The organism is Acidovorax sp. SRB_14, assembly GCF_012932145.1.
Taxonomy (GTDB): domain Bacteria; phylum Pseudomonadota; class Gammaproteobacteria; order Burkholderiales; family Burkholderiaceae_C; genus Simplicispira.
In genome coordinates, this window is record NZ_MWOK01000001.1 from 378,407 (window position 1) to 389,130 (window position 10,724).

Annotated in this window: 9 protein-coding genes and 1 tRNA gene; 4 read left to right on the plus strand and 6 right to left on the minus strand. The window is 67.5% G+C overall.

Translation table 11 applies throughout. From position 1 onward, the window contains the following. Positions 1–16: 16 nt before the first annotated feature. From B2J86_RS01725 to B2J86_RS01740, 4 genes are all read right to left on the minus strand, one after another. Positions 17–427, minus strand: a complete 411-nt coding sequence (locus B2J86_RS01725) for a hypothetical protein (protein WP_254067942.1) — start codon at positions 425–427, stop codon at positions 17–19. Between the two features lie 356 nt (positions 428–783). Next, positions 784–860, minus strand: a tRNA-Pro gene (locus B2J86_RS01730). 102 nt (positions 861–962) lie between these two features. Further along, complete coding sequence (infA, locus tag B2J86_RS01735; protein ID WP_169167809.1) at positions 963–1,211, minus strand: translation initiation factor IF-1; 249 nt, start codon at positions 1,209–1,211, stop codon at positions 963–965. Between the two features lie 239 nt (positions 1,212–1,450). Then, positions 1,451–2,638, minus strand: coding sequence for an HPP family protein (locus tag B2J86_RS01740; RefSeq protein WP_169167808.1), 1,188 nt, complete (start codon positions 2,636–2,638; stop codon positions 1,451–1,453). 292 nt (positions 2,639–2,930) lie between these two features. On the opposite strand from B2J86_RS01740, the gene asd reads away from it, so the two are divergent. The 4 genes from asd to B2J86_RS01760 all read left to right on the plus strand — a co-directional run bounded on the left by asd (position 2,931) and on the right by B2J86_RS01760 (position 9,367). Further along, positions 2,931–3,794, plus strand: coding sequence for an archaetidylserine decarboxylase (gene asd, locus B2J86_RS01745; protein ID WP_169634425.1), 864 nt, complete (start codon positions 2,931–2,933; stop codon positions 3,792–3,794). Positions 3,795–3,858: 64 nt separating this feature from the next. Next, a complete protein-coding gene (locus B2J86_RS01750; RefSeq protein WP_173024576.1) occupies positions 3,859–5,862 on the plus strand; it encodes a U32 family peptidase in 2,004 nt (667 codons plus the stop codon). 202 nt (positions 5,863–6,064) lie between these two features. After that, positions 6,065–7,348 carry an O-acetylhomoserine aminocarboxypropyltransferase/cysteine synthase family protein gene (locus B2J86_RS01755; protein ID WP_173024577.1) on the plus strand — a complete coding sequence of 428 codons (1,284 nt, stop codon included), beginning with the start codon at positions 6,065–6,067 and terminating at the stop codon, positions 7,346–7,348. A 357-nt stretch (positions 7,349–7,705) separates the two neighbouring features. Further along, positions 7,706–9,367, plus strand: coding sequence for an L-lactate permease (locus B2J86_RS01760; RefSeq protein ID WP_169167804.1), 1,662 nt, complete (start codon positions 7,706–7,708; stop codon positions 9,365–9,367). Positions 9,368–9,473: 106 nt separating this feature from the next. Here the strand turns inward: B2J86_RS01760 and B2J86_RS01765 are convergent, their stop codons facing one another. After that, entirely contained in the window at positions 9,474–9,641 is a 168-nt protein-coding gene (locus B2J86_RS01765) for a hypothetical protein (protein ID WP_169167803.1), read from the minus strand. 98 nt (positions 9,642–9,739) lie between these two features. Next, the gene (locus B2J86_RS01770) at positions 9,740–10,723 is read right to left on the minus strand and encodes a DUF808 domain-containing protein (RefSeq protein WP_173024578.1); all 984 of its coding nucleotides are present in this window, start codon (positions 10,721–10,723) and stop codon (positions 9,740–9,742) included. Position 10,724: the final 1 nt, after the last annotated feature.

A 10,724-nucleotide genomic window follows, 5' to 3' on the forward strand; every position in this document is an offset into this window, starting at 1 on the left:
GTGCGCAGCGCCACCGCTAGGTGGGTTTACCCGCCGTCTCTATGGGTGAGCGCGGCGGACTGCTGCCTCCATGGTCGCCGATGGGGGAGTCCGCATCATCTGCAGGCACTGTGTCGGCGCCACCCACCAACTTGCCAGCGGCGCCGCCTCCCAGCGCTCCGGCAACGGCTCCAATGGTGCCGCCGACCAACACGCCCACCGGCCCCCCCACCGCCGCGCCGACTGCGGCGCCCGCGGCCGAACCTGCAATGACGCCGCCTCCCATCATCGCGGACTGCGATTCCCGCTCGGCTTCCCCGGGCTCGAGCGCAACCTGAGCTGCGGGCGTCGGATCCTGCGACGGAACACCGTGGCCCGGAACCGCCTGCTCGGCAAGGTCCGGGTCCACAGGCTTTACACCGCTCTGTTGTGTGGTGGATGCGTTCATGGGCTTCTCCTTCGGAAGTTGACGATGAGGCGAGCCGGGCCGGGCACTCGCTGCATCTCCGTTGTAGGCTGCACACTACACCGTTCGCCCCGTCCTGGGGGCCGTGATGCTGTCAGACAACGTCCAGTGATTTCGGCGCCACCCTCGTTCCGGCCGGCAAGACGCTGGACAGCGCCGAGGAGGACGAAGCACGCAGGAGACAGAGGACAGGTGCCCACACCATCCAATCCCAGGTGGCGGATGAGGCAAGGCACAAGAAGACAGTTCGCGCTGGCGCTACGCGATCGCCGTAAGACAGTGGCTGTTCTGTTAGACAAAAGGCCCTAGGTCATTACAACCTAAGGCCTTGATATCAATGGTCGGAGCGGCGGGATTCGAACTCGCGACCCTCTGCTCCCAAAGCAGATGCGCTACCAGGCTGCGCTACGCTCCGACAGCTAATATTCTAACTTGGAAAACAGGCGGTTTTTTGAAGGAGCCCGTACGATTTCAATTTAAATGCTCCCGGGCACGCGTCTGGCCCGCGTGCAAGTGCTCAGCGGCTGCCCGGCCCAGGACCGCGGCCAGCCAGGTGGCGGAACGTGATGCGGCCCTTGGTCAGGTCGTAGGGCGACATTTCCAGCGACACCTTGTCGCCGGCCAGGATGCGGATGTGGTGCTTGCGCATCTTGCCGCCGGTGTAGGCAATCAGCTGGTGCCCGTTGTCCAGGGTCACGCGAAAGCGTGAGTCGGGCAGCACTTCCGTGACGCTGCCCTGCATTTCAATCAGTTCTTCTTTGGCCATGTTCAATCTCTTAAAAACAAATCAATCCGTGTTCAGCGCCTGCGCATGGCGCGTCCGCCCCGGGCAGCGAAGCCCTGTGAAGGACTAGGCACACTGTGCATTGCGGGCTGTGGGAGTCGCTGCACCCAATTGGAGCAGGTCGGGAAGGATGCCGGCTGAGACGGCTTCAATGGACAGGCGAGCGCTGTGCTTTAGCCTGTCAATTGTAGCGCGATGCGGCTGCCGTGCCTATGGGCTCTTCACTGTACCTGCACAGCAGCGGCCAGGGCGCGCACCAGGTCGGTCTGCGTGATGATGCCCGCCAGGCGCTGCTGCTCATCGACGATGGGAATGTGGTGGTGCCCGCCGTGCGAAAACAGCGGCACCAGCTCCATCACATGCTGCAGGGCCTGGGCCACCTGCACGGGGGCCGACATGATCTCCCCCACCACCTTGGGTTGGTGTCCGCGTCCCATCACCAGCCTGCGCAGGCGCTGTCCCAGGCCTTCGCGCTCGTCGAGGTTGGCCAGGCGCATGAAATCGGCCACCGTGACGATGCCCAGCACCGCGTGCTGCGCGTCGACCACGGGCAAGGCCTTGATCTGCTCGCGCCGCATCAGGGTCCAGGCGTGGGCCAGCGGGGCGCCCGCCTCGACCGCGAAGGGCGGTCTGGACATGATGTCGCGGCAGCGCAGCTCGCCCAGCGTGCGCGCAAACGCAGCGCGCCCTGCCATGTGCAGCAGCCCCTCCAGGTCGGCCCGGCTGATGTCCAGCACCTCGTTGTAGTGCGCCAGAGCAGCGTCCAGGTCGGCCGAGATGAAGCCCCCGTGCTGGGGATCGGCCCTGGCCTCCGGCGTGCGCTGCGGGTGCGGGTAGCTGCGCCCCGTGAGGCTGTTGTAGACCACGCCCGCCGCCAGCAGCACGACCGAGCTGAAGAGCACCGGAAATGCCGCCAGCTGCGCGCCCAGACCGTGGTTGAGCACGACGAACAGCGCCAGCGCCGCACCGGGCGGGTGCAGGCAGCGCAACGACAGCATGGCGGCGACCGCAAGCGCCACCGCGAGGGCCGCTGCCCAGGCCGGGTCGGGCACCAGGGCCGCGCAGGCCACGCCCACCAGCACCGACAGCGTATTACCCCCCAGCAGCGGCCACGGCTGCGACAGGGGACTCGACGGAATGGCAAACACCAGCACGGCGCTGGCGCCCAGGGAAGCGACCATCCACGGCTGCGCGCTCCCCGTGTGCGCCCACCACCGCCCCAGCAGGGCCATGCACAGCACCCCCAGGGCCACGCCCAGCGTGATGCGGACCCGCTCGCGCCCATTGATGCGCATCGGGGCGGGCCAGAAGTTGCGCAGCCACTGCAGCAGCTGCGCCCTGGCAGAGTGCGCTGGCGCGGCAGCGCTGGCGGCAGGTAGTGGCCGCCGGTCGATATCTGAAGAAGGCATGGACAAAGCGCGATGGAAGAACACAGAGGCGGCGGCTGGAGCCCCCATGGCGCGGCGCGGGGGCTGCGGCGCGGTGGGACGATTTCCGAAGTGCCGCCGCGGGCAAACCGCGCATTGTGCCCGCCGCTCCCCCAACCTGCTGCTGCAGCGCAATGGCCCTGTCGGCGGCGGGGTGCCAGCCCCCCAGGCGCGAGCCCCGCAAAACCGTGGCCCGGCCAGCCCCAGTTCCCGGCCGAACAGCGCGCAGGGGCCGATAGAATGGCCCGCTCCCACCACTACCGGGCCCGCCCACGTGTCTGATCGCCTTGCCGTTTTGCCGCAGTACCTTTTGCCCAAGCGCTTGCTGACCACGCTCGCGGGGCGCATCGCCTCGGCCCGCGCGGGCGGCTTGAGCACGGCACTGATCCGCCGTTTCGTCGCGCGCTACGGGGTCGACATGGCCGAGGCGGCCGAGCCGGACATGGCCGCCTACGACAGCTTCAACGCCTTCTTCACGCGCGCGCTGCGGCCCGGCGCCCGGCCGCTGGCGCAGGCCGACCTGGTCTGCCCGGTCGACGGCGCCATCAGCCAGTTCGGCGCCATCGACCAGGGCCAGGTCTTCCAGGCCAAGGGCCACAGCTACTCGGCCACGGCCCTGGTCGGCGGCGATGCGGCGCTGGCGGCGCAGTTTGCCGACGGCCATTTCGCCACGCTCTACCTGAGCCCGCGCGACTACCACCGCATCCACATGCCCTGCGCGGGCACCCTGCGCAGCATGGTGCATGTGCCCGGCGACCTGTTCTCGGTCAACCCGACCACCGCGCGCGGCGTGCCCGGGCTGTTCGCGCGCAACGAGCGTGTGGTCTGCACCTTTGATTCCGAGCACGGGCCGTTCGTGCTGGTGCTGGTGGGCGCCACCATCGTGGGCAGCATGGCCACCGTCTGGCACGGGCAGGTGAATCCGCCGCGCAGTGGCGTGCCGCGCCAGTGGGACTACACCGGCCAGGGGATTGCGCTGCAGCAGGGCGAGGAAATGGGGCGTTTCCTGCTGGGTTCCACCGTGGTGATGCTGTTCCCGGCCGGGCCGCTGCGCTTCAACCCCGCCTGGGCGCCGGGCCGCGCCATCCGCCTCGGCGAGGCCATGGCCTCGCGCGGCGCGGCGCCGACCAGCGCCTGAGCCGCCAAGGCGCCGAAAGCCCCGGCCGGCGCGGGCCCGCTGGGCACGGGGATAATCCCGCCCCATGTCCCTCCTGCCCCACCAGCTCGAACTGCTCTCCCCCGCCCGCGACGCCGACATCGGCATCGAGGCTGTCAACCACGGCGCTGACGCCGTCTACATCGGCGGCCCGGCCTTTGGCGCGCGCGCCACGGCCGGCAACGACCTCCGCGACCTGGAGCGCCTGATCCAGCATGCGCACCGCTTTGGCAGCCGCATCTTCATCACGCTCAACACCATCCTGCGCGACGATGAGCTCGAGGGCGCGCGCCAGATGGCCTGGCAGGTCTACAACGCCGGCGCCGACGCGCTGATCATCCAGGACATGGGCCTGCTCGAACTCGACCTGCCGCCCATCCAGCTGCACGCGAGCACGCAGACCGACATCCGCACGCCCGAGAAAGCGCGCTTCCTGCAGGACGCGGGCCTGTCGCAGATCGTGCTGGCGCGCGAGCTGACCCTGCAGCAGATCGCCGCCGTGCGCGCCGCCACCGACCCGGAGCGCTGCAGCATCGAGTTCTTCGTTCACGGCGCGCTGTGCGTGGCCTATTCGGGCCAGTGCTACATCACCCACGCGCACACCGGGCGCAGCGCCAACCGCGGCGACTGCAACCAGGCCTGCCGCCTGCCCTACCAGGTCACCGACGACCAGGGCCGCTTCATCGCGCACGACAAGCACGTGCTGTCGATGAAGGACAACAACCAGTCGGACAACCTGCGCGCCCTCATCGACGCGGGCGTGCGCAGCTTCAAGATCGAGGGCCGCTACAAAGACCTGGGCTATGTGAAGAACATCACGGCCCACTACCGCACGCTGCTCGACGCCATCATCGAAGAGCGCGAATGCTCGGGCCAGCCGCTGGCGCGCGCATCGAGCGGCAGCACGCGCTTCTTCTTCACGCCCGACCCCGACCAGAACTTCAACCGCGAGTTCACCGACTACTTCGTCAACGGCCGCAAGGACGACATCGGCGCCTTCGACACGCCCAAGACGCCCGGCCGCGCCATCGGCTGGGTGACCAAAGTCGGCGAAGACTTTGTCGAACTCGAGACCAGCAGCCCCGAGACCGTGCTGCACAACGGCGACGGCCTGTGCTACTACGACCTGCAGAAAGAGCTGGTCGGCCTGGCCATCAACCGCGCCGAGCCGGCCTCCGGCCGCAGCGTGGGCCAGTGGCGCGTCTACCCCAAGGACCCGATCGCGGGCCTGAAGGACCTGCGCAAGGGCGTCGAAATCAACCGCAACCGCGACATGGACTGGGTCCGCATGCTCGACAAGAAATCGAGCGAGCGCCGCATCGGCCTGTGGGCGCAGCTGACGGAGACCCCCACGGGCTTCACCCTCACGCTGACCGACGAGGACGGCGTCGTCGGCAGCGCCAGCGCGGACCTGCCGCACCAGCGCGCCACCGATGCCGCGCAGGCCGAGTCCGCGCTGCGCGAGCAGCTGGGCCGCTTTGGCAGCACGATTTTTTCGGTGCACGACATCGCGCTCACCCTGTCGCAGCCCTGGTTTGTGCCGGCGTCCATCCTGAACCCGCTGCGCCGCGACGCCGTGGCCGCGCTCGAGGCCGCCCGCGCCGCCGGCCTGCCGCGCCTGCCGCGCGCCCAGCCCGTGCAGCCGCCCGCCCCCTTCCCCGAAGATACGCTGAGCTACCTGGCCAACGTCTACAACACCAAGGCGCACGACTTCTACCGAAAGCACGGCGTGCAGGTGATAGCCGCGGCGTACGAAAGCAAGGAAGAGGAAGGCGAAGTCAGCCTGATGATCACCAAGCACTGCGTGCGCTACTCGCTCAGCCTGTGCCCCAAGCAGGCCAAGGGCGTGATCGGCGTCAAGGGCACCATCAAGGCCGAGCCGCTGCACCTCGTCAACGGCAAGGAAAAGCTCACGCTGCGCTTTGACTGCAAGCCCTGCGAGATGCATGTGGTGGGCAAGATGAAGCGCTCGGTCCTGAACCAGCACCGGCAGGAGATGGCCGAGAAGCCGCTGCAGTTCTACCGCACGCGGCCGTCCTCTGCCGTGTGACGCCGCTCTGCGGAATATGGGTCAAATCGGCCTCCAGCGCTTACAGGACAAGCGCCGTGAGCTACCAAAACCGCAGCATCTTGCGCTGCGCATAAGAACATAGCCAAAGCTTGTTTGGCGCCAGCGCGGCAGCTGGCGACAATGGCCGCCATTGCCAGCCCGCGCTGGCATGTTGTGTTCCACACCCATCCCGAGGAGACCCATGCGCATCGAAACCCTGGCCGTCCATGCCGGCTACACGCCCGACCCCACCACCAAGTCCGCCGCCGTGCCGCTGTACCAGACGGTCGCCTACGCATTCGACAGCGCCCAGCACGGCGCCGACCTGTTCGACCTGAAGGTGCCGGGCAACATCTACACGCGCATCATGAACCCGACCACCGACGTGCTCGAGCAGCGCGTGGCGGCCCTGGAAGGCGGCGTGGCCGCGCTGGCGCTGGCCTCGGGCATGGCCGCCATCACGGCAGCGATCCAGACGATTGCCGAGACCGGCGACAACATCGTCTCGGCCAGCACGCTGTACGGCGGCACCTACAACCTGTTTGCCCACACCTTCCCGCAGCAGGGCATCGAAGTGCGCTTTGCCGACCCCGGCCGGCCCGAGACTTTCGCCGCGCTGATCGACGCGCGCACCAAGGCCGTGTTCTGCGAATCGATCGGCAACCCGCTGGGCAACGTGACCGACATCGCCGCGCTGGCCCAGATCGCCCACGACCATGGCGTGCCGCTGATCGTCGACAACACCGTGCCCAGCCCCTACCTGTGCCGCCCGATCGAGCACGGCGCCGACATCGTAGTGCACGCGCTCACCAAATACATGAACGGCCATGGCAACAGCATCGGCGGCGTGATCGTCGACAGCGGCAAGTTCCCTTGGGGCCAGCACAAGGAACGCTTCAAGCGCCTCAACGAGCCCGACGTGAGCTACCACGGCGTGGTCTACACGGAAGCCCTGGGCGCTGCCGCCTACATCGGCCGCGCGCGCGTGGTGCCGCTGCGCAACATGGGCGCGGCGCTCTCGCCGTTCAACGCCTGGCTCACGCTGCAGGGCATCGAAACCCTGCCGCTGCGCATGGACCGCATCTGCGACAACACGCTGGCGCTGGCCCGGTTCCTGCAGAGCCATCCCAAGGTCGAATGGGTGCGCTACGCCGGCCTGCCCGACCACGCCGACCACGCGCTGGCGCAGCGCCAGATGAGCGGCAAGGCCTCGGGCATTCTGTCGTTCGGCCTCAAAGCCAGCGACGCCGACCCGCGCGCCGCCGGCGCGCGCTTCCTCGACGCGCTCGGCCTGTTCACGCGCCTTGTGAACATCGGTGACGCCAAGTCGCTGGCCACGCACCCGGCGTCGACCACGCACCGCCAGCTCAACCCCGAAGAACTGGCCAAGGCCGGCGTCAGCGAAAACATGGTGCGCCTGTCGGTCGGCATCGAGCACATCGACGACCTGCAGGCCGACCTGGCGCAGGCGCTCGAACGCGTCTGAGTCGCCGCACCGCGCCTGCCCCAGCGCCGCAGGCGGTGCGCGGCGGGCGTGCTGAAAAACAGGGGATTTTTGGCCCCAAGCGCTTGTGCACGAAGCGCTTCAAGCTATCGAATTAGAAGCATTCAAAAGGCGCTGTATGGGCTGTGGAAAGTTCACAACAGCGATGCAGCGCAGCGGCATGCATTACCACTGCTTGGGCTTACGATGCGCCAGCGGTTCCTGAAAAAGCTTCATGCAACGCTGCAAGCGTTTTCACGCCGTGCCAAAGCCGCATTTCTTAAAGTCCGGTACTGCCTTCAACGCAGCCCGTCGGATGCAGGGGTTCGGCCCCGCAGCGGCACATAAATGGAGACAAGAATGACCTGGCAGCAAATCTACGACCCGTTCGGCAACATGATCATCTCCACCGCGCTGGCTGCGATCCCGGTGGTGGTCATGCTTGCGGCGCTGGGCTTCTTCCACATCAAGGCGCACATTGCGGCCGGCATGGGGCTGGTGGCAGCGCTGCTGGTGGCCATCTTTGCTTATGGCATGCCGGTGGACATGGCCGGGCGCGCAGCACTCTACGGCGGCTTCACCGGCCTCTTGCCGATTGGCTGGATCGTGCTGAACATCATCTTTCTGCACCAGCTGACCGAGCAGAACGGCAGCTTCAAGGTGCTGCAGGACTCGCTCTCGGGCATCACCGAAGACCGGCGCATCCAGCTGCTGCTGATCGCGTTCTGCTTTGGCGCGTTCTTCGAGGGCGCGGCCGGCTTTGGCACGCCCGTGGCGGTGACGGCCGCGATCCTGATCGGCCTGGGTTTTTCGCCGCTGGCGGCCTCGGGCCTGTCGCTGATCGCCAACACCGCGCCAGTGGCCTTTGGCGCGCTGGGCACGCCCGTGATCACGCTGGCCAAGGTGCATGGCTACGATCTGATGGAAGTCACCGCCATGATCGGACGCCAGCTGCCGTTTTTCTCGCTGCTGGTGCCGTTCTGGCTGATCTGGGCGTTCGCCGGGCGCAAGGGCATGATGGAAATCTGGCCGGCTATCCTGGTGACGGGCGTGTCGTTTGCCGTGCCGCAGTACCTGGTGTCCAACTTCATCGGGCCGGAACTGGTGGACATCATTGCGGCCATCATCTCGATGGCATGCTTGGTGGGCTTCCTGCGCGTGTGGCAGCCCAAGAAGGTGTGGACCTCGCCGTCGCTGCGCGGCAAGGACATCAGCGCTGCCGAGGCCAAGCCGCCCCAGGCGGTCGCGCAGCACAGCCGCGCTGAACTGCTGCGCGCCTGGATGCCCTGGGTGGTGCTGTCGGTGTTCGTGTTCATCTGGGGCCTGCCCGTGGTGAAGACCTGGCTCAACGGCCTCTTCGCCCCCGCCTTCCCCATGAGCGGGCTGCACAACCTGGTCGAAAAGGTGCCACCCGTGGTGACCCAGCCGACCAAGGAAGGCGCCATCTATACGCTCAACCTGCTTTCAGCCACCGGCACGGGCATCCTGCTGTCGGCCATCGTCAGCGCGCTGCTCATGAAGTACAACCCGGTGGCCATCGTGCGCACCTTCTTCAAGACGGTGTGGCTGGTGAAGTATTCACTGCTCACCATCGTTCTGATGCTGGCCCTGGGCACGCTCACGCGCTACTCGGGCACCGACACCACGCTGGGCCTGGCGTTTGCCAACACCGGCGTCCTCTACCCGTTCTTCGGCACGCTGATGGGCTGGCTGGGCGTGGCGCTCACCGGATCGGACACGGCCTCGAACGTGCTGTTTGGCGGCATGCAGAAGGTGGCGGCCGAGCAGTTGGGGCTGTCGCCCAACCTGATGGGCGCGGCCAACAGCTCGGGCGGCGTGATGGGCAAGATGATCGACGCGCAGTCCATCGTCGTGGCGTCCACGGCCACGCGCTGGTTCAACCACGAAGGCGACATCCTGCGCTACGTGTTCTTCCACTCGATTGCGCTGGCCTGCCTGGTGGGCCTGTACGTGACGCTGCAGGCCTATGTCTGGCCATTCCATCTGATGGTCGTGCACTGAACGGGCAAGACGCGACCCTAAGCCGCGCCGACCGAGAAACACAAAAGCCCTCGTCAGAGGGCTTTTGTGTTTGCAGCGGCCACAAGGCCGCACCGCCAAATGGCGATCAACCCTGGTGGGGGCGCTTGCCGGGGTTCTTCTTGCTGCGCGTGGACACGCCGCGCTCCAGGCTCACGCGCTGGCCACGGCCGGCGGTGGGCAGGGTGAAGCCAGGCAGGGTTTTCGGCTGGGGGGTGCGCTTGCGATCTGCTTCGGTGACGATTTTGTTGCCCATGGGAGGCCTCCGCTAAAAAGTGAAAAGAAAAAGGGAAAGCCCTCTATTAGGCCATAGCTGCGGCGCCCCTGACCCAAGCGCCATGGCCCTGCGTGGCTTCATGGCACGCCGGCACGCCCACGCAGGCGCTGCACCAGGGTCACGCCCGCGAGCACCAGCGCACCGGCGACCAGGCCGACCACGGCGTTGAGGCCATTTGCGGCCAGGACCTGCGCCCAAGCCCCGACCTGGGACGCCGCAACGGCCCAGCCCTCGATCGCGTGGTGCAGCGCAGGCCAACCGTGCACCAGAATGCCGCCGCCCACGAGGAACATGGCCGCCGTGCCCGCCACGCTGAGCGCCTTCATCAGCCCCGGCGCAGCGCGCACCACGCCGCGCCCCAGGGCCTGGGCCACGGCGTTGCTGCGGTCGGTGAGCCACAAGCCGAGGTCGTCGAGCTTGACGATGCCCGCCACCAGGCCGTAGACGCCGACGGTCATCAGTGCCGCGACGGCCGTCAGCACCGCCAGCTGCTGCACGAAGGGCGCCTCCGCCACCGTGCCCAGTGCGATGGTGATGATCTCGGCCGACAGGATGAAGTCGGTGCGCACGGCGCCCTGGATCTTGCCCTTTTCGAACGCCACCATGTCGACGGCGGGATTGGCGTTCGCCTGCACGAGGATGTCGTGCTCGGCCGCGGCGCGCGGCGCGCCGTGTAGGAACTTGTGCGCCAGCTTCTCGAAGCCCTCGAAGCACAGGAAGGCGCCGCCCAGCATGAGCAGCGGCGTCACCGCCCAGGGGATGAAGGCACTGATGGCCAGCGCCGCCGGCACCAGGATGACCTTGTTGACCATCGAGCCCTTGGCCACGGCCCAGACCACGGGGATCTCGCGCTCGGCCCGCACGCCCGACACCTGCTGCGCGTTGAGCGCCAGATCGTCGCCCAGGACGCCAGCGGTCTTTTGCGTGGCCACCTTGGTCATGGCCGACACGTCGTCCGCGATCACAGCGCTTTTCTTCGCTGCCACCTTGGTCATCAGGGCCACGTCGTCGAGGATGGTGGCAATGTCGTCCAACAGGGTCAGCAGGCTGGCTCCGGCCATG